Origin of the sequence: Hymenobacter psychrophilus (genome assembly GCF_900107135.1) — a bacterium.
Lineage (GTDB): Bacteria > Bacteroidota > Bacteroidia > Cytophagales > Hymenobacteraceae > Hymenobacter > Hymenobacter psychrophilus.
The window spans coordinates 326,671-344,714 of the sequence record NZ_FNOV01000002.1 but is presented as its reverse complement, the minus strand read 5'-3'; the positions used below and the strand labels follow the sequence as shown (position 1 = coordinate 344,714).

The window sequence follows — 18,044 nt, the reverse complement described above, 5'->3', positions numbered from 1 at the left end:
TCCGGCTGGTATCAGCCTAAAAGTCAATTTTGCCTAGCTCTCCGGTTGGGCTTCGGCGCGCAGGGCTGCCCGCCCAAACTGCTGGGCCATGATGCTGGCCAGCACGATTTGCAGAGCGTGGTAGAGCATGAGCGGCAGCAGCAGCGCCCCGGTAGCAGCGGCCCCGGGAAACAGCAGACTGGCAAACACGCTGCCATGCACCAGCGACTTTTTGGAGCCGCAGAAAATGGCCGTGGTGCGGTCGGGAGCCGCGAAGCCCAATAGCCGGCTGGCCCCGGCCACCAGCCCAAATACCCCAAAATACAACCCCACCATGCCTGCGCCCAGCAGCGCCACCGTGGCCGGTGCGTAGCTGCGGAATACGCCTTGGGCAAACGACTCGCAGAACGAGGTGAACACAATGCTCAGGATAACGACTTGGTCGAGCACCCGCAGGTGGCCCTTGTGGCTCCCGGCCCACTCCCCGAAGCGGGAGTTGAGCAGCACACCGGCCCCCACCGGCACTACTACCTGCCAGGCAAGGCTCAGGGCCAGCGCGCTTAGCCCCTCGCTGCCCCCGCCGGTGGGCTGCAGCACCGCCCGCACCCATAGCGGCGTGAGAACTATGCCAATCAGGGCGCTCAGGCTGGCATTGAAAATGGCGGCCGGTACGTTGCCGCGCCCCATGCTCACCATTACCACCGAGGTGGAAACCGTGCTCGGCAGCACGCACAGAAAAAAAATGCTTGGCCACAGCAACTGCCCCTGCGCACCCCCGAACAGGGGCCGTACCGCCAGTGCCAGCAGCGGAAAAAGAAGGAAGGTGGTCAGCTGTATCAGCAGATGCAGGCGCCAGTTGCGGGTGCCATTACGCAGGCTGCTCAGGCTGAGTTTAAGGCCGTATAGGAAGAAAACCAACGCCACGCCCCCGCTATTAAGTGCGTCCCAGGGCAAAGGGCTGCCCGGGCCACCCGCTTGCGGAAACAGGTAGGCCAGGCCCACCACAGCGGCCAGTGCGGGCAGAAACCAGTCGAGCAGGCCGGCGCGGCGCAGCCAGGCTGCCAGGCGGCTTTCGGTGGGGGGCATAGGCGAGGTAGGAGTAGCAGTGGCCATAGGTGCCGCAAAACTAAGCGCGCCGGCCCAATTGGGTCGGCGCGCTTAGTTTTGGATGGCGGTTTGGTACGATGCAGACAGGCCTGTTTGCGCCTCGTCGTTGAACAGTGCCGGGCCAGTGGCGCGCGGTCGGTGAAGCATGAACAGAGCCTGCTCCCTCGTCTTGGTAAGGCAAACAGCTAATACGCTACCAGTTGTTTTGCCTGCTTTTTACGCTCCTTTTTCAGCCGGTTCAGCCACATGATAACGCCCGTGATGGGGAACGTAACGCCCAGTAGGCAGGCCACGAGACTGAGGATTTTGGAGGGCCAGCCGTAAATGGCGCCTGTGTGCACCGGCTTAAACAGACCGCGCACCCGCTGGCCCAGGTTGCGTTGCGCGTAAGTCTGGCTTCCTATCACCTGCCCGCTGTACTGGTCGATATAGGCTTCGTCGGTGGCGTTTTCGTAGGCGGCGTTGGGCCGCAGGGTAGCTACTTTGAGGCTGGCCGCTGAGTCTTTGGGCAACTGGAGCGCGTAGAAAACGGCCGTGGGAGCCAGCGTGCGGGCGCGGGCCAGTGCCTGGTCGGGCAAGAGGGCAGTGCCGGAAGCTGCCGCGGCCGGCACTGCCGAAACGGGCGGCTCGGGCCGTTCCATCGGCGAGTTGGTAACGGCGTAGATGCTCTTGTTGAACCACTCGAACGACCAGACCAAGCCCGTGAAGGCGAAGATGAACAGCAGCAGGGAGGCATAAAAGCCCAGCACAATGTGCAAATCGTGGTTGAGACGTTTCCAGTTGCTGTCCCATTTCACGTTCAGGCGCTGCCGCAGGGCTTTGCGCGTGGCCGGCCACCATAGCACCAGCCCGGTCCCGATGATGAACAGAAACAGCACCGTGCTCACGCCCACCACTAGCTTGCCCACCTCACCGCCCACCATGCCGCGATGAATGGCCATAACCGAGTAGAAGAAGGTGTCGCGGTAGTTCAGCTCGCCCGTTACGGCCGCTGTGTAGGGGTTCACGAACAGGGTTGGCCCGCGGCCGCCGCCTTTACCTTCTCCGCCCTTGCCGCTTTTACCTTCAGGACCGCCTTTGCCGCCCCGGCCTTCGCTATTTGGCTTACTCGTTGCCACACGCCGGCCCCCGGCACCACCGCCCTCGGGGGTGGCGGCCAGGCTGAGCTCCACGGTGCGGGTGGGGTCGGCGTATACCTTCAGGCCCGTAATGCGGGCGCCGGGCCGGGCGGCCTGCGCAGCGGCCGTTAGCTGGCTCAGGGGCTGGCGCGGCGCATTGGCAGCAGGCGGTGCTACAAAATACCGCTCGGGATGCCAGGCCTGCTCAAGCTCCTTCTCAAACACCAACACGCCGCCCGTAAAACAAACAATGGCAACAACAAACCCCGATGCCAGGCTCAGGTAGAGGTGAATAGTGCGGAAAAACAGTTTCATCTGAATATTCTAACGGGTAAAAAGAACGCCATTGTGCTAAATGAAATGTCATGCTGAGCTTGCCGAAGAATCTCTACCGCTTCGTCTAAGTCATTACAATGAAGCGGTAGAGATTCTTCGGCAAGCCCAGTATAACGTTCATTCCCTAACCCTTCTAGCCTACAGCCGGTAGCTCAGCGTCGTCAGGAATTGGCGGGGGGCAATGGGGTTCACACTATTGTCGTCGTGTACATTGTAGCTCAATTCGTTGAGCAGGTTCGAGAGCTTTACCTGCAGTGAGAGCCGGTTGAGAGAATAGCCAACCGAGGCGTCGAGCTGGGCGTAGGCAGGAACCTCAATCAGGCGGTACTGGTCGTTGGCGACGTTGCCGCGGGTGCTGCGGCCCGCCTGTCGCTCACCGATATACAGGGCGGTCAGGCCCGTGGTCAGGCCCCGTAATGGGCCCTGCTCGACGGTGTAGAAGGCCGAGGCGTTGGCCGTGTGGCTGGGGTTGTAGCGCAGCAGGCTGCCCACGGTGTAAATGTTGCTTTTGGTATAGATGGTGCGGTTGTAGCTGTAGCCAGCCAGTACCGTCCAGCCATTCAGCGGCTTGCTTTGCACATCTACCTCCACGCCGCGGCTGGTTACCTCGCCAGCCAGCTCGCGGGCGTTCGGGAAGGTGGGGTTGTAGTTGCCGGCGTCGCTGAGGATGGTTTGGGCCAGGTTGCCGTTCACAATTTGGTAGGCGGTAATGTTGGCCGACAGGCGACCATCAAGTAACTCCTTCTTTACGCCCAGCTCGTACTGGTCGACCAGGGTGGGCGAGAGGGCTTGGCCAGTGTTATCGGTGCCGGTGTTCAGGTTGAACGAGTTGGCGTAGGAGGCAAACACCGCCATGGTTTTCAGCGGCTGGTACACCAGGCCCACCCGGGGCGAAAAGGCATCGTCTTGGCTTTTGCTCAGCCCGCCGGATTGGTCGGGCTGGCCATTCTGGTAGGTAAGTTGCTGGCTGCCGGTTTCCTGGTAGCTGTAGCGCACGCCGGCCAGTAGTTTCAGGTTGTCGGTGATGCCAATCAGGTCCTGCACGTATACGCCCACCCGGCGAATGGGCGAAAAGGTGCGGGTGTTGCGGCTAAATTCGGGCTGGCTGCTGCGCTCGGCATAGCGGCCGGGCTCGAACACGTTGATGGAATCGTAGTTGGCTACGCGGTTGTAGGCCACGTTCACGGTGTTGTACTTGTCGGCATCAACCCCCACCAGCAACGTGTGGCTCAGAATGCCGGTGCGCAGCTGGCCCGTTAGGTCGAGCTGGCCCAGGAAATAGTCTTCGCTGATGTCAGTGGCCTGCAGGCTGCGCACCAGGTTGCCGTAGAGGGCCGGGCTGCCAGTCAGAATTTTCTTGGGCGTACCATCTTTAGCCACCCCCGCAAAAATATCCACCCGGTCGCGGATGGTGGTGGGGCGCACGGCCGAGCGCAGGTTGCTGCGGAAGCCCTGGTAAGCCGCCACACCGCGCAGCTGCCAGCTTTCATTCAGGCGGTGGGTGAGGGTGGCGGTGGCCGATTTCTGCTGGGTGGCGATGTTGGCCCAGTCGGTATTCAGCGTACGGCTGCGCGGTACGTCGGCAATGCGGTAGTTGATGGCGCCGAGGCCGAAGTCGGGCGTGCGGTTGTCGTTGAGGTAGTCACCTTCAAGCAGAAAATCGGTCTTGGCGCCCACCTTGAATAGCAGTGAGGGGTTCACATAGAACCGCTCGCCCTTCACGCCGTCGCGGAAGCTGCGACTGTTCTCATACGTCGTGTTCACCCGGAATGCTACGTGCTCACTGCCGTTCACGGCCCCGTACACGTCGAGCATGGGCTTGTAGAAGTCGTAGCTGCCAGCACGCATGGCAATGGAGCCGCCCGGCTCGAAACGGGGTTTTTTAGTAACCAAGTTGAGCACTCCCCCGGCCGCTACATTGCCATAAAGGATGGCTGCGCTGCCTTTAAGCACCTCCAGACGCTCCAAAGAGCTGGTTTCGGGCAGAATACTGTTGTTGTAACGGACCCCGTTTTTGAAGGTGTTGCTGCTGCCATAGGCAAAGCCACGGCCCGCAATTTCCTGCTGGTAGCCGCCCGTATTGCCCATTACATACACGCCGTTCACGTTGGCCAGCGCGTCGCTCAGGCGCACCACCTGCTGCTGCTCCAGCACCTGGCGTTCCACGGTGGCAGTGCTCTGGGGCAAGTCAAGCGGGGCGATGGGCATCTTGCCCAAGGCCACCGGCCGCTCATTCTGGCTGCGGCTGCCATTAATCGTTACTTCCTGCAGCGCTTGGCTGCCGGCGGCCAGCGCAAAGGTGGGCAGCTCGATGGTCTGGCCCGCCATTATGCGCACGGTCATTTCCTGCGCAGTATAGCCCAGGCTGCTGATAACGAGCTGGTAATTGCCCTCCGGAGCCGTCAGCCGAAAACGGCCGGCAGCATCGGTGGCTGTACCGTGGTAGGTGCCCTTCAGCGCTACCGAAATCCCCTCAAGTGGCCGGCCCTTCTCGTCGCGAACCATCCCGCTCAGCCGGCCCTTCTGGGCCAGATCATCATCGGGGCCATTAACGGTCGCGAGTACAGTGGCAGGCGCCGCTTGGGCGGCAGGCACGAAGGCCGGTAGACCCAGAAGAAGCAGTAGCGGAAGGGAGCGGGCCATAGGGCAGAAGCATTACGCTTGTTTAGATCGATTAAAAACAATACAAAGCTCTGGTCTATCTAGATTAATTCAAAATAGCTATTTAGAAAAAATCTATTTTAACCTATAAATGGCTGACCATAAGCTGTTTTTATTGCTGGCGTCCTGCATGGGCGAAGCTCGGAAACAAGAAAAGCCCGGCTAAGCCGGGCTTTTCTTGCTGACTGCAAAACGCAAACTAGACTGTCGCGAGCTCCACCTGTTTTGGGGCTGCCATTGTAGGCAGGGCAAAAGCGTCGGCCAACAGTTCGTAGGAGCGGAGCCGGTCGTCGTAGTCGTGGGTGATGGTCACGGCTACCACTTCATGTACGCCATAGCTGGCGGCCAGGGCCTCTATCTCGGCTTTCACCTTATCGGGCGTGCCGCTGATGATGCGCTGGTGGTGGTAGGCCAGGCGGGCCTGTAAATCGGGCGAAAGGGCCGCCACATTCACTGTTTCGGCCGCCTCGATGGGCGTAAACTGGCCGGTTTCGAGCTTGAGCATCTGCAGGGCCAGGTTGTCGGCCAGCAGCTGGGCGCGGCCAGCCGTGTCGGCGCACACCACAAAAATGGCCACGTTGGCCTGGGGCGCGGCCAGTTCGGGCGAGGGGCGGAACCGCTCCCGGTACATCTCCACCATCTCCGGCCCGCCGTTGGGGTTGATGAAGTGGGCGAAGCTAAAGGCCGCGCCCACATGGGCTGCAAACAGGCCACTTTGCCCGCTAGAACTCAGCAGCCACATTTCGGGCACCGTATCGGCGAAAGGCGCGGCTTTCACGCGGGCATGCACGGTGTCGGCTACCACGTCGTCGCGCAGGTAAGCGCGCAAATCCATCAGCTGCTCGGCAAAATCCTGGTCGCTAAAGGTATTATGGGGGTTGAGGGCGTGGGCCGTGATGCGGTCGGTGCCGGGGGCGCGGCCAATGCCCAGGTCGATGCGGCCGGGGTACAGGGTTTCGAGCAGGCGGAAGTTCTCGGCCACTTTCAGGGCGGCGTAGTGGGGCAGCATCACGCCGCCCGAACCCAGACGGATGCGGCTGGTTTCGGCCCCCAGCCGGCCCAGCAGCACCTCGGGCGAAGAGCCAGCCAGCGTGCGGGTATTGTGGTGCTCGCTCACCCAGAAACGGGTGAAGCCCAGGCGGTCAGTCAGGCGGGCCAGCTCCACTGTGTGTTGCAGGGCCTCGCGCGGGGTGCGCCCCGCCGGCACCGGCGACTGGTCGAGGACGCTGAGTTGTAGCTTGTTTTGAGTAGACATGTAAAATAGGAGTCAAGAAGTGAGCCCCGGCCCTGAAGCCGGAGTGAAGCACTTATAACAGCCACCAGCGGGAAGTAGTTTGCTGACTGTAGAACGGCTGTAGCGCGAACCAAAGGACAGCAATGCGAAGCTCCAGCGTCGTTCTACTCTACCACTGGCGGCGTTTCGTGGTTGGTTTTGCGCAGTGGCAGTTCGGGCACAAGCAGCGTGACCAGGAAGCCGGCAGCCACCAGCAGCAGCGTTACCAGGTACACCTGCGAAATAGCCCCCGAAAACGCCGCTTTCAGGGCCGGTGAGGCGGGCGTGCCGGCCGGCACACCCGCCGGGCTCTCGCTTACCGGGGCTACATGGGCCGCGGCCGTGGTGGGGGCCACGCCGCCCGCCGGGCCGGCAGCGGGCAGTACGCTGCTCAGGCCCTGCGTTAGAATTACGCCCAGCACCGAGGCCGCAATGGCCCCGCCAATTTGCCGGAAAAACTGACTGGCCGACGTGGCCTGCCCGATAAAACGGGGCTCCACAGCGTTCTGAATGGCCAGCGTGTAGAGGGGCATACTCGGCCCCAGGCCCACACCGCAAATCAGTAGGTACAGCAACACCTGGTTGTAGCCAACGGTGGCGGGCATGGTGGCCAGCAGCGCCAGTCCGCCCATTAGCACCACCAGTCCGGCCAGCATCCAGCGCTTGTAGTGGCCGTAGCGCGACACCATCTGGCCGGCCAGCAAAGAGCCCGTTACCACGCCCATCGACAGCGGAATCAGGCTTACGCCGGCCCGGGTGGCCGATTCGCCCAGCACGTTCACCATGAACAGAGGCTCGAAGATGATGAGACCCAGAAAGGCCCCGCCCAACAGAAACAGCGCCGCGTTGGCCGTGCGGAACACTGGGTTTTTGAACAGGCTGAAGGCCAGAATCGGGTTGGGATGGCGCAGGCTGCGGCGTACGAATAAGAGCAGCATCAGGGCGGCGGTGGCCAGCAGGCCCAGCGTGACGGGGTCGGTCCAGCCGTACTCATTTTTGTTGAGCTGCAGCCCAATCACCAGCGGCCCCAGCCCCAGGATAAGTAGCAGCATCGAGAGGTAGTCGAGGGGCTTGGGTTCGGCGCGCGGGCGCAGCGGCGGCATCTGCGTCAGAATAAACCACAGGGCCAGCGCGCCCAGTGGCAGGTTTACGTAGAATACCAGCCGCCAGCCTGCCACGCCTGGAATCAGGCCAGTGCCGTTGTCGGTCAGGAAGCCGCCCAGAAATGGCCCCAGCACTGACGAGGTGCCAAACACGGCCCCCACGAAACCCTGGTAGCGCCCCCGCTCGGCCGGCGGAAACAAGTCGGCAATAACGATGAAGGCCATGGCGAACAGGCCCGCTCCGCCCAGTCCCTGCACGGCCCGGAACACAATCAACTGGGTCATGCCGTCGCCGAGCAGGGGTAGCGTTCCGAACTCGCCGGCCAGCCCGCACAGCGCCGACCCCAGCAAAAACACGCTCACGGCCACAATCTCGATGGTGCGCCGCGAGTACGTATCGGCCAGCTTGCCATAGATGGGCACCAGCGCTGTGCTGGCTACCAGGTAAGAGGTGGCAACCCAGGTAAACCGTTCGAGGCCGTGCAGGTCTTCCACAATGCGTGGTAGCGCGGTGCTGACAATCGTCTGGTCGAGGGCGCCCAAAAACATGGCCAGCAGCACGGCGCCAAACGTGAGCATTTTTTGCCGGTGCGTAAGTTGTTCGGTCATAAGCCAGGCTGTACGGCCGGCGGCGGTGCCGGTTGTTAAGCGGGCGGAAGGAAGAATAAGTAGCCTGCCAAGACCGAGCAGGTTGCCATGCTGAGCGCAGTCGAAGCATCTCTACTGCATTGGTAAAATCAACAACAGGATTAGCACTGCGGTAGAGATGCTTCGGCTACGGCTGCGCCTTCACTCAGCATGACCGTTTCCTATTACCCACCTCGCCGCTTACCTTCGCGGCCCGATGCTGACTGCTACTACTCTCGCCCTGCTGTGCCTGTTCGCCTTTTTGGCCGGTTTGATTGATGCCGTAGTAGGTGGCGGCGGGCTGATTCAGCTGCCGGCGCTGCTGGTGCTGTTGCCGGGCGTGCCGGTGCCCACGCTGCTGGGCACGGGCAAAGTATCGTCGTTGCTGGGTACGGTGGCGGCGCTGCGGCGCTATGCGGGGCAGGTGCCGTTGCGGTGGCGGGCGGTGGGTACGGCGGCGGCTGTGGCGGGCGTGTTCTCGTTTCTGGGGGCGCGGGTGGTGAGCAAGCTGCCCCAGGAGCTGCTGCCGCCGCTGGTGCTGGGGCTGCTGGTAGTTATTGCCGCCTACACCTTCTGGCGCAAAGATTTTGGCAGCATCCATGCGCCCCGGCTGCCCGCCAGCCGCGAGCCGTACTACGGGGCCGCCCTGGGCCTCGTGCTGGGCTTCTACGACGGATTTTTCGGCCCTGGCATGGGCTCGTTTCTGCTGTTCGCCTTCGTGGGGCTGTTCGGCTACGATTTTATAACGGCCTCAGCCTCGGCCAAGCTCGTCAATGCCGTCACCAACCTCACGGCCCTCGTGTACTTTGCCGCCTCGGGCCAGATTCTGTGGGCAGTGGCCCTGCCCATGGCCGCCAGCAACATCGTCGGCTCCACGCTGGGTGCGCACCTGGCCCTGCGCCACGGCACCGGCTTTGTGCGCGTGCTGTTTCTGTTCATGGTCAGCGCGTTTATTCTGAAGCTGAGCTGGCAGGTATTTTTCGGTGGCTAGTGATGATTGAAAGGAACGTCATGCAGGGCGCAGCAAAGAATGACGTTCCTTTCAATCATCACTACTCCTGCCCCGGCATGCCGGGAACGGGGTTGCCTTGGTTGCCTTGGGAGCTGGGGACGCCCATTTTCTCTTCGCGCTTGCGCTGGTACTTGTCGAATTGGGCGGGGCTGAGCACCTCCTTGAGCTGCGCCATGCGGGCCTGACCGATGTCCTCGATAACGCCGCCCATTTTGCGCACGTTCTGGCGGTAGGTCTGGCGGGCGGTTTCCACGCCGCGCACACTTATCAGGTTTATCTGGCCCACCTTGGCCATTTGCTGCGGGTTGAGGCCCAGGGCTTTCTGCATGTTGGCCGTGAGGGCGGTGGCGCGCTCGGTAATCTTGTTCTCATCCAGTTGCAGCGCAGCGGCGGGCGCGGCGGTACGGGGCGGGGGCATTTTGGGGCGGCCGGCAGTCTGGGCCAGCAGGGCCGGAGCGGTGGTGAGGGTGAGCAGGGCGATGAGCAGAGGCGCTTTCATGAGCAGAGGATTTGAGGCGAAAGGTAAGTAGCGGGTGAAGGCCGGAAGGGGCCGGCACAGTAAAGATGGTGCCAGTTTCGGCCAACCACTGGTTGCAACGCGCGGTGGCGCAGTTATATTCCCCAGGAAAGCCTGATTAGTGCCGGTCGGCTAAGCGGACCGCAACCTTTCGGTTCCGAAACCCATACACCCAAGTAGTCCTCCTGCTAATCCGCTCTTCTATGAAATCTGATACCCGTAACTCTCTGCTGCTGGCCGCTGCCAGTGCCGCCGGCCTGCTGGCCGCTACCCTCTACGCCAACCGCCGCGGCTCCTTCGAGTTGGCTGGCCGCACCGTGCTTATCACTGGCGGTTCGCGCGGCCTGGGCCTAATTCTGGCCCGGCAGGCCGTAGCCGAAGGTGCCCGAGTAGCCATCTGTGCCCGCGACGCGCAGGAACTGGAAGAAGCCCGCCGCGAGTTGGCCGCCGCTGGCTCCGAGCTGGTCCGGGCCTTCGTCTGCGACCTGACCCAGCCCGACGAAGTGCGCCAGCTGGTGGCCGACGTAGAGCAGCAGATGGGCCCCATTGAGGTGCTGGTCAACAACGCCGGCATCATCACGGCCGGCCCGCTCGACAACATGGACGTACGCGAGTTCGAAGAGTCGATGGACACCCATTTCTGGGCCCCGCTGCATGCCATGCAGGCCGTGCTACCCAGCATGCGCCAGCGGGGCGAAGGTCGCATCGTGAATATTGCCTCGGTGGGGGGCAAGGTGGCCGTGCCGCACCTGGCGCCCTACTGCGCCAGCAAGTTTGCGCTGGTGGGCCTCTCGGAAAGCTTCCGGGCCGAGCTGCTCCAATATGGCGTGCGCGTAACCACCGTGTGCCCCGGCCTGCTGCGCACCGGCAGCGCCCGCCACGCCATCGTGAAGGGCCAGCACCGCAAGGAGTACGCCTGGTTTACGGTGGCCGATTCGCTGCCGGCCATCTCGATGAATGCCGATAACGCCGCCCGCCGCATCTGGAACGCCTGCCGCCGCGGCGACGCCGAAATCATCCTCAGCCTGCCTGCCAAGCTGCTCTCGGGCCTGCACGGCCTGCTGCCCGGCACCACCACCGACCTGCTCGCCTGGGTCAACAGCGCCCTGCCCGCCCCCGACACCAATCGCGGCGACGCCCGCCGCTTCGGCTACGAAAGCGAATCGCCCATCACCCGTTCCTGGCTCACTACGCTCAACCGCCGCGCCGAAGAGAAAAACAACGAGGAGTTCAAGTAAGGGAAGCCAAACCGCTGGTCATACTGCCGTGTGGTGTATGTGTGGGGCTTGTCCCCGCCCGCCGTTAACGCCATCGAGCGGACTCGTTATAACGGGGTGAATGGCGGGCGGGGGCAAGCCCCACACATACACAGTTCTGAAGGCACTGCAACTAATGCCTCGTTGGCTCTGAATGCCGTTTACAATTCTGGCTCCGGCTGGCACTTGGGGCAGTAGTACGTCGCCCGGCCGCTCACATACTTCTTCGCTATGCGGGTGCGTGGGTGGCGGGAGCAGAACTCGTGGGAATCGGTGCCGGGCGTGGGCGACTCGTCCCACTCGCGGGCGTGGATAAGGAAGCTGGCTGGGAAGTTCCGGTAGTTGGCCTCGGCGGCAATGGCCGTGATGAGCACCAGTTGGATAGCTGCGTGCAGGCGCCTTACCTCGGCGGCCGTTACGGTGTTGGCGACCCGCTCGGGGTGAATTTTGGCCTGAAACAGCACTTCATCCACAATCCAGTTGCCCAGGCCGGCCGTGAGGCGCTGGTCCAGCAGCAGGGGCTTGAGCAGCGTTTTGCGCTTGGCCAGCTTGTCTGTTAGCTCGGCCACGGTCAGCTCCAGTGCGTCGGGCCCCAGCTTTTTGGCCTGCTGATAGGCGGCCACGCTTTCGGCCAGCCGGATGCGGCCGAATTTGCGCGGGTCGACGAAGGCAGCACGCAGGCCCGAATCCAGGTGCAGGGCTACGCGGGTGAAGCGGGGCGCGTCGGGCACGTCGCGGTAGGCGCCCACGTCGCCGCTCATGCCGAAGTGCAGCACCAGTACCTGACCGCTGTTGAGTTGCAAAAAGCAGTTCTTCCCCAGCCGACTGGTACCCGTGATGGTGCGGCCCACCAGCGCCTGCCGTAACGTGTCTTCGGGCGTGCCCAGCACATGGGCGTCGAGCACTTCGAAAGCGGTAATTGTCTGGTCCACCACCAGCTCATCCAAGAAGCGGCGGTAGGTTTCAACTTCGGGTAATTCGGGCATTCGGCGGAGTTTCTGAGGGGAGAAGTTTACGAGCAGGAAAGCGAGCAGTGGAGGCTCGCTCAGGCCATAACAGGCCGTTGCGCCGATTGTCAGTCGTGGCCGAAACTATGCTTCCGATGAGGCCGCCACAGCGTCTGTTTCCAACTTCTCAACCCAGCTACGGCTGACGTTTCCAATAGGCTTTCTCGCAGAGGTGCGCAGAGGTGCGCAGAGGTATTTGCGAAGGTAAAAAGGAGGGCTGATGGGTTGTTTGTTTCGCTCCTATCACACCCTCAGCTCGCCCTGCACTACTACCACGCCTTGGCCGCTGATTTGGACGGCTTCAATGGCCTCGGGAGGGCCCTGCACCGCTACGTGCACGGTGCCGGGGCGGCCCATCCAGTGACCCTGCTCGGCCATGAAGTCGGGAGTGGAAAGCAGGCCGTAGTGCCAGAGGTAGGCGGCCATGCCGCCGGTGGCCGAGCCGGTTACGGGGTCTTCGGGCAGGTCGGGCGGGGTGCAGAAGTGGCGGGCGAAGGTGGTGCCGGCGGGCGTAGCCCCTTCAAGGCAAAACAGGTGGGAGCTGAAAAAGCCGCTGACTCGGCGGTACGCATCGAGGGCGGCCGGGTCGGGTAAATGCGCCCGCCGCAACGTGGCTGCGTTGCGCAAGGGCACCATGAGCTGGGGCGTGCCGGTGCTCACCGTCTGTACCACAGCGCCGGGCAGCAGGTCGGCGGGCGTGAGGCCAAACAGGGGCAGTACCTCGGCCGGATCGTGCAGCGGCCCGAACTCGGGGCGGCGCTGGGTCATGCGGATGAAGTGGGGCTGCCCGGCTTCGGCGGGCGAAACCCGGATGGCTACCGGGCCGTGCAGCAACTCCAGTTGCAGGTCGTGGAGCTGCTCTCCGGTGGGGCGGGGCAGGCGGCCGGTGTGCAGCAGGGCCGTGAGCGTGGCAATGGTGGGATGACCGGCCAGCGGAATTTCCTCGCCCGGCGTAAAGTAGCGCACCCCGAACTCGGCCACCGCCGAACGGCGCACGAAGGCCGTTTCCGACTGGTTGAACTCCCGGGCCAGCCGTTGCATCTGGTCGGGGCTCAGGTCGTCGGCATCGAGCACTACAGCGCAGGGGTTGCCACCCAGGGCAGTATCAGTAAAGGCATCAACCAGCAAAAACGGGTAAACCGGCATCAAATAAAGGGCAAAGTGAGCACCAAAGATAAACGACCGGCTTCCCCCGCGGGAAACCGGCCGTCTGATAGAACAGCGTAGGGACGGGGGCAGGCGCCGCCCTACGACGGGTCGGTGAGCAGAGCTACCGGGCGGCCATTGGGGTCGTAGATTTCGCCTTGCCGGCTGATATAGAGGCGGCGCTGCTGGCCGTCGATGAGCACGTAGGGGTAGGAGAGACTTTCGGAGCGGGTGAGGCGGCCCACGACTTCGGCGGTCTGGCCGGCCGCGTCAAGGCGTACCACACTCAGGCGGTTGGTCACGTAAAAATCCACTTCGGGCTTAGCGCGAAACGTGATTTTCCCCAGCACACTCACCGGCGCGGCCGAGCGGGCTACTACCTGCCGCACCGGCGCCGGCTGGGTGGCCAGCCTAGCGGGCTCGGCAGAGGGCGCGGCTCCGTGGGTGCTGGCCGTAATCTGCTGGCTGGCGCGCTGCCAACCCTGGCCGATGGCCGTCAGGCGGGTTTGGCGGCCGGGGTGGGTGCGGGAGGCCTGCTCATCCGATACAACGGCCATGCCAGCCTGGGCCTGGGCGAGGCTGGCACCCATCTTGCGCAGCACAAAGCCCGAAAACTCGTCGGCCTCCAGCTCGTCGGTGGGGTTCGAGCCACCGGCGCGCAGGGTGTGGCCATTGAGATGGTGGCCCATCTCGTGCGCCAGAATGCTGATGCCGGCCCAGTCGGTGCGGCCGGCCCGATTCACGGCGGCCACAAACTGCGGGTTGTAGAGCAGGTAGCGCTGCCCGCCATATAGTACGGCCGCGGCGTTCTGCACCTCAGTGGTGGCCCGCAACTGGAAGCGGGGCTTCAGGCCCACCACGTCGGTTATTTCGCGCAGCACGTCGCGCTGGCCATTGGTAGTGTTCTGGGCCGAAACGGAGCCGGCCAGCAGTAGTCCGGTGGCCAGCAGGCCGGCCATGCGGCGGAAAAAGCGAAGGGTAATGGTCATGGATAAGTCGGATAAAGTGCGCTGGAAAGTAGGCAACTACCTTGCCGGAACAGCGCTGACAGGATGCGTCTGCGGCGTCGGTAGGTTGTCAGTAGAACGCCAACCGCGCCGAATTTATTCCGCTTTAAGCTGAAAAGATAAGTATGCAGAGCGGGTAGGGTGCGGGACCAACTGTAGGACAGCGAAGCGAAGCCCCGCACCCCACCCGTTCATACTACCCGTTTTCAACTCAGGTAGCCTCGCCGGCAGTACTGGCTACCAGGCGGGTACTGCCGGGCGGCATAGGCGGGTGTCCGGCCACCGGGTGGTAGTGCTGGGCCAGTAGGTGGGCTACGTGCGGCCTGTCGGGGCCCTGGTGCAGCTGGCGCAGGGTCACTTTCAGCTCGGCTTCTTCGCGGCCCACTCCGCGCTGGTGCTGGCGCAGGTACTCTTCCCACGACTCCGAGAGGAAGTACTCCATCAGCCGGTCGGGGTCGGCCAGGTCGGCGTACAGGCCCCAGCCAATGGCGCCCTCGCGGCGGCGGATGCGGCCCAGTTGCTCCATATAATAGGTGAAGGCTGGCCGGTCGGCGGGGGCGATGCGGTAGGTGGTGGTGGTGATGACGGGGCCATCGGCGGGGGTGGGCTCCCCGGCCAGCACGGGCTCGGGCCGCTGGCGGGTGGGGGTATGATCGAGGGCCTCGGGGGGCGTTTGCAGCGAGTAGCGGCGGGCCAGCAGCAAGCTAAGCAGCAGCCAGCCGGCCGCCCCGGCCAAGGCCAGCGGCAGGCCCGCGCGCTCGGCCACCGCGCCCCACACCACGCTGCCCAGCGCCATACCGCCCTGAATGGTAAGCAGGTACAGGCTGATGGTGCGCGCCTGCACCCAACGCGGCACCACCGTCTGCACGCCCACACTAAATGAGTTGAGCACCAGCATCCAGGCCATGCCCACCAGCACCAGCAGCGCGTACAGCAGCCAAGCCGAGTTCAGGTAGCCCAGCCCCAGCAGGCCGCCGGCAAACGCCGTGGTAGCCAGTGCCACCCGGTTGTCTATGCTGAGGCGGCGGTTGAGGCGCGGCAGCAGCACGGCGGCCAGCACCGCGCCCACGCCCATGCAGCTAAGCAGCAGCGAGTAGAACGACGTGGGCCGCAGCAGGCGCTGGGCTACCACGGCCGGCATCAGGGCAAACAGGGCGCTGCCCCCAAACGTAAACGTGGCCCCGCGCAGCAGAATCCGCTGGACCGGGGGCGCAAACCGGGCATAACGAATGCCGCCCCGAATGGCCATTACAATGCGCTCGGTGGCCAGCGTGCTGGTGGGCTGGGGCTCGCGCCGCCAGCGGTACACCAGGTAAATGGTGCCCAGAAACGAGAGCCCGTTGAGCAAAAACGCCGCGCTGGCCGAAAAATAGCCGATAACCAGCCCGCCCAGTGCCGGCCCCAGTGCCCGGGCCAGGTTGAAGCTGACGCTGTTGAGGGCAATGGCCTGGGGGAGCTCGGTAGGCGGCACCACTTCGGGCGTAACCGACTGCCACACCGGGTTGTTGAGCGCCCCGCCCAGGCCCAGCAGAAACGTAAGGCCCAGCAGCAGCCACGGCGACGAAAGGCCGCCGAAAGCCATGGCCGCCAGCAGCAGCGCCACCAGCGCCATCCAGCTCTGGGTGAGGATGAGCAGCTTGCGCCGGTCCACTAAATCGGCCAGGGCGCCGGCGGGCAAACTCAGCAGAAACACGGGCAGCGCCGAGGCCGTTTGCAGTAGCGCCACCAGCACGGGCGAAGGCGTCAGCTCGGTCATCAGCCCCACGGCCCCCACGTTCTGCATCCAGGTGCCCACATTCGACACGAACGAGGCAATCCACAGCATCCGAAAAATCGGGATTTTCAGCGGTGTAAACGGCGACGAGGAAGCCAAGCGGGGCGGGGTGAAAGAGTGAGCTGAAATTTAAGGCTAAGCAAAAGGGGATTGAACGGCAGTAGCGCGAAGCTTCCGCTTCGCTTGTCGCTGCACGATGTCGTTTGGCAGTTAGCAACGATACGCGAAGCGGAAGCTTCGCGCTACCGCCGTTCAGGTTGCGCTACTTGTTCGCCAATGCCAACGGCCGCTCGCCGATTTGCTGGCGCCACATGGCGTAGTAGAGGCCGCGCTGTTCGAGCAGCTCGGCGTGGCGACCGGCTTCGGCCACGTGGCCGCGTTCGAGCACAAAAATACGGTCGGCGTGCATAATGGTGCTCAGGCGATGAGCAATGAGGATGGTGATGTGCTGGCGCGAACCCGACAACTCCCGCACGGTCTGGCTGATTTCCTCCTCGGTAAGCGAGTCGAGGGCCGACGTGGCTTCGTCGAATACCAGCAGGGTGGGGCGGCGCAGCAGGGCCCGGGCAATGCTGAGGCGCTGCTTTTCGCCGCCCGATACCTTCACGCCGCCCTCGCCGATTACGGTGGCCAGGCCCAGTGGGGCGCGGGCCAGCAGCGAGTCGGCAGCCGCCTCGTGCAGTGCCTGCAGGCACTGCTCGTCGGTAGCATTGGGAGCTACGAAGCGCAGGTTTTCGGCAATGGTACCGGCAAACAACTGGGTGTCCTGGGTAACAAAGCCGATTTGCTCGCGCAGCGTGTCGAGGTCGAGCTCGGGGCCGGGGATGTCGTTGTAGAGAATCTGGCCCGCGGCGGGCGGATACAGGCCCACCAGCAGCTTAACCAGGGTTGTTTTGCCCGAACCCGAGGGGCCTACAAAGGCAATGGTTTCGCCTAGCTTGGTGCGGAAACTGATGCCCGCCAGGGCCGGGGCGCTGGCCGTGAGGTGCTGAAAATGCACATCGTCGAACTCCAGCGTCTCAATCTGCTTGATGGCTTTGGGGTGCTCGGGCTTGATTTCCTTGGGCGTATCGAGAATCTGCTGGTAATTGGCCAGCGAGGCCTCGGTTTCGCGGTACACGTTGATGATGGTGCCCATTTCCTGCAGCGGCCCGAAAATGGCGAACGAGTAGATGAAGAACGAGAAGAACTCGCCCACCGAAATCGTCTGCCGCACCACCAGAAACAGCAGCATCAGCAGAATTACATTCCGCATCAGGTTCACGAACGTTCCCTGAATAAACGACAACGACCGCAGGTAGCGCACCTTACGCAGTTCCAGCTTCAGGATTTTCTCGGTCGTAGCGTTCAGGCGTAGCGTTTCCTGCTGGGCCAGCCCGAGGCTCTTAATCAGCTCAATGTTGCGCAGGCTTTCGGTAGTAGAGCCCGCCAGGGCCGTGGTTTCGGCCACAATGGTCTTCTGAATCACCTTGATGCGCTTGCTCAGAAACAGGCTCAACGAGCCCAGCAGCGGAATCGTGAGGAAGTAAACCACCGCAATGGGCCAGTATACGCTCAAGGCGTACCAGGTCACGAACACAATGCCTACCAGCGAGATAAACAGGATGTTGACGAAGCTTTGGATGAGCTTCTCCACGTCGGTGCGCACCTTTTGCAGCTTGCCCAGGGTTTCGCCCGAGCGCTGGTCTTCGAACACCTGGTAGGGCAGCTCCAGCGAATGGCGCAACCCGTCGGAGTACAATTCGGCCCCCAGGCGCTGGGTGATGACGTTGGTGTAGTAGTCCTGAAAGTTTTTGGCGATGCGCGACACCATAGCCACGCCCATAGCCTGCAGAATCAATAGGCCCGCCCCGCCCGTGAGGAAGGCGTAAAACCCGTTTTCGAGGGCGCTGGTGCCGGCCTTTACCACGTGCCGGTCGATAATCTGGCGGAAGATGTAGGGGTCGAGCAGGGAAAATACCTGGTTGATGGCGGCCAGCAGAAGAGCCAAGGCCAGCAGCCCCCGGTAGTGCCGAAGGTAGGAGTAGAGGATGTTCATGCAATAGAAGGAGAATTGAAGGAGAAGCTACAAGTCTGGTAGAAGGTTTTGCTGCACGCACGCGGTCTGGCGCCCCCACCGCA

The 18,044-nt window shown here is 63.1% G+C and carries 13 protein-coding genes; 2 read left to right on the top strand and 11 right to left on the bottom strand.

Translation table 11 applies throughout. From position 1 onward, the window contains the following. Positions 1-33: 33 nt before the first annotated feature. The 5 genes from BLW21_RS03925 to BLW21_RS03905 form a co-directional block, all read right to left on the bottom strand. Positions 34-1,092, bottom strand: coding sequence for a bile acid:sodium symporter family protein (locus BLW21_RS03925; RefSeq protein WP_245711801.1), 1,059 nt, complete (start codon positions 1,090-1,092; stop codon positions 34-36). 179 nt (positions 1,093-1,271) lie between these two features. Further along, the gene (locus BLW21_RS03920) at positions 1,272-2,519 is read right to left on the bottom strand and encodes a PepSY-associated TM helix domain-containing protein (protein WP_092738130.1); all 1,248 of its coding nucleotides are present in this window, start codon (positions 2,517-2,519) and stop codon (positions 1,272-1,274) included. A gap of 159 nt (positions 2,520-2,678) precedes the next feature. Next, positions 2,679-5,183 carry a TonB-dependent receptor gene (locus tag BLW21_RS03915; protein WP_092738128.1) on the bottom strand — a complete coding sequence of 835 codons (2,505 nt, stop codon included), beginning with the start codon at positions 5,181-5,183 and terminating at the stop codon, positions 2,679-2,681. 217 nt (positions 5,184-5,400) lie between these two features. Beyond that, complete coding sequence (locus BLW21_RS03910) at positions 5,401-6,456, bottom strand: LLM class flavin-dependent oxidoreductase (protein ID WP_092738126.1); 1,056 nt, start codon at positions 6,454-6,456, stop codon at positions 5,401-5,403. A 143-nt stretch (positions 6,457-6,599) separates the two neighbouring features. Continuing rightward, a complete protein-coding gene (locus BLW21_RS03905) occupies positions 6,600-8,186 on the bottom strand; it encodes an MDR family MFS transporter (protein ID WP_245711800.1) in 1,587 nt (528 codons plus the stop codon). Between the two features lie 235 nt (positions 8,187-8,421). Between BLW21_RS03905 and BLW21_RS03900 the strand changes: the two genes are divergently transcribed. Further along, positions 8,422-9,195, top strand: a complete 774-nt coding sequence (locus tag BLW21_RS03900; RefSeq protein ID WP_092738124.1) for a sulfite exporter TauE/SafE family protein — start codon at positions 8,422-8,424, stop codon at positions 9,193-9,195. A 61-nt stretch (positions 9,196-9,256) separates the two neighbouring features. On the opposite strand, the gene BLW21_RS03895 is transcribed toward BLW21_RS03900, so the two are convergent. Beyond that, a complete protein-coding gene (locus BLW21_RS03895) occupies positions 9,257-9,715 on the bottom strand; it encodes a hypothetical protein (protein WP_092738122.1) in 459 nt (152 codons plus the stop codon). A 221-nt stretch (positions 9,716-9,936) separates the two neighbouring features. Here BLW21_RS03895 and BLW21_RS03890 point away from each other — a divergent pair, with 221 nt between their 5' ends. Further along, positions 9,937-10,971: an SDR family NAD(P)-dependent oxidoreductase gene (locus BLW21_RS03890; RefSeq protein WP_092738120.1), complete on the top strand. Its 1,035-nt coding sequence runs from the start codon at positions 9,937-9,939 to the stop codon at positions 10,969-10,971. Positions 10,972-11,150: 179 nt separating this feature from the next. Here BLW21_RS03890 and mutM read toward each other — a convergent pair whose 3' ends face one another. From mutM to BLW21_RS03865, 5 genes are all read right to left on the bottom strand, one after another. Beyond that, entirely contained in the window at positions 11,151-11,975 is an 825-nt protein-coding gene (gene mutM / locus BLW21_RS03885) for a DNA-formamidopyrimidine glycosylase (protein ID WP_092738118.1), read from the bottom strand. A 264-nt stretch (positions 11,976-12,239) separates the two neighbouring features. Further along, positions 12,240-13,142, bottom strand: coding sequence for a PhzF family phenazine biosynthesis protein (locus tag BLW21_RS03880; protein ID WP_092738116.1), 903 nt, complete (start codon positions 13,140-13,142; stop codon positions 12,240-12,242). Between the two features lie 101 nt (positions 13,143-13,243). Beyond that, positions 13,244-14,131, bottom strand: a complete 888-nt coding sequence (locus tag BLW21_RS03875) for a M48 family metalloprotease (protein WP_092738114.1) — start codon at positions 14,129-14,131, stop codon at positions 13,244-13,246. Between the two features lie 229 nt (positions 14,132-14,360). Continuing rightward, entirely contained in the window at positions 14,361-16,022 is a 1,662-nt protein-coding gene (locus tag BLW21_RS03870; protein ID WP_139255072.1) for an MFS transporter, read from the bottom strand. A 163-nt stretch (positions 16,023-16,185) separates the two neighbouring features. After that, complete coding sequence (locus tag BLW21_RS03865) at positions 16,186-17,961, bottom strand: ABC transporter ATP-binding protein (protein WP_092738110.1); 1,776 nt, start codon at positions 17,959-17,961, stop codon at positions 16,186-16,188. Between the last annotated feature and the right edge of the window lie 83 nt (positions 17,962-18,044).

Excerpts from the sequence above, each read along its gene's own strand:
- BLW21_RS03880 (WP_092738116.1), bottom strand. The coding sequence starts at position 13,142 with ATGCCGGTTTACCCGTTTTTGCTGGTTGATGCCTTTACTGATACTGCC.
- BLW21_RS03875 (WP_092738114.1), bottom strand. The coding sequence starts at position 14,131 with ATGACCATTACCCTTCGCTTTTTCCGCCGCATGGCCGGCCTGCTGGCC.
- BLW21_RS03915 (WP_092738128.1), bottom strand. The coding sequence starts at position 5,183 with ATGGCCCGCTCCCTTCCGCTACTGCTTCTTCTGGGTCTACCGGCCTTC.
- mutM (WP_092738118.1), bottom strand. The coding sequence starts at position 11,975 with ATGCCCGAATTACCCGAAGTTGAAACCTACCGCCGCTTCTTGGATGAG.
- BLW21_RS03905 (WP_245711800.1), bottom strand. The coding sequence starts at position 8,186 with ATGACCGAACAACTTACGCACCGGCAAAAAATGCTCACGTTTGGCGCC.
- BLW21_RS03925 (WP_245711801.1), bottom strand. The coding sequence starts at position 1,092 with ATGGCCACTGCTACTCCTACCTCGCCTATGCCCCCCACCGAAAGCCGC.
- BLW21_RS03890 (WP_092738120.1), top strand. The coding sequence starts at position 9,937 with ATGAAATCTGATACCCGTAACTCTCTGCTGCTGGCCGCTGCCAGTGCC.
- BLW21_RS03895 (WP_092738122.1), bottom strand. The coding sequence starts at position 9,715 with ATGAAAGCGCCTCTGCTCATCGCCCTGCTCACCCTCACCACCGCTCCG.
- BLW21_RS03920 (WP_092738130.1), bottom strand. The coding sequence starts at position 2,519 with ATGAAACTGTTTTTCCGCACTATTCACCTCTACCTGAGCCTGGCATCG.
- BLW21_RS03900 (WP_092738124.1), top strand. The coding sequence starts at position 8,422 with ATGCTGACTGCTACTACTCTCGCCCTGCTGTGCCTGTTCGCCTTTTTG.
- BLW21_RS03865 (WP_092738110.1), bottom strand. The coding sequence starts at position 17,961 with ATGAACATCCTCTACTCCTACCTTCGGCACTACCGGGGGCTGCTGGCC.
- BLW21_RS03910 (WP_092738126.1), bottom strand. The coding sequence starts at position 6,456 with ATGTCTACTCAAAACAAGCTACAACTCAGCGTCCTCGACCAGTCGCCG.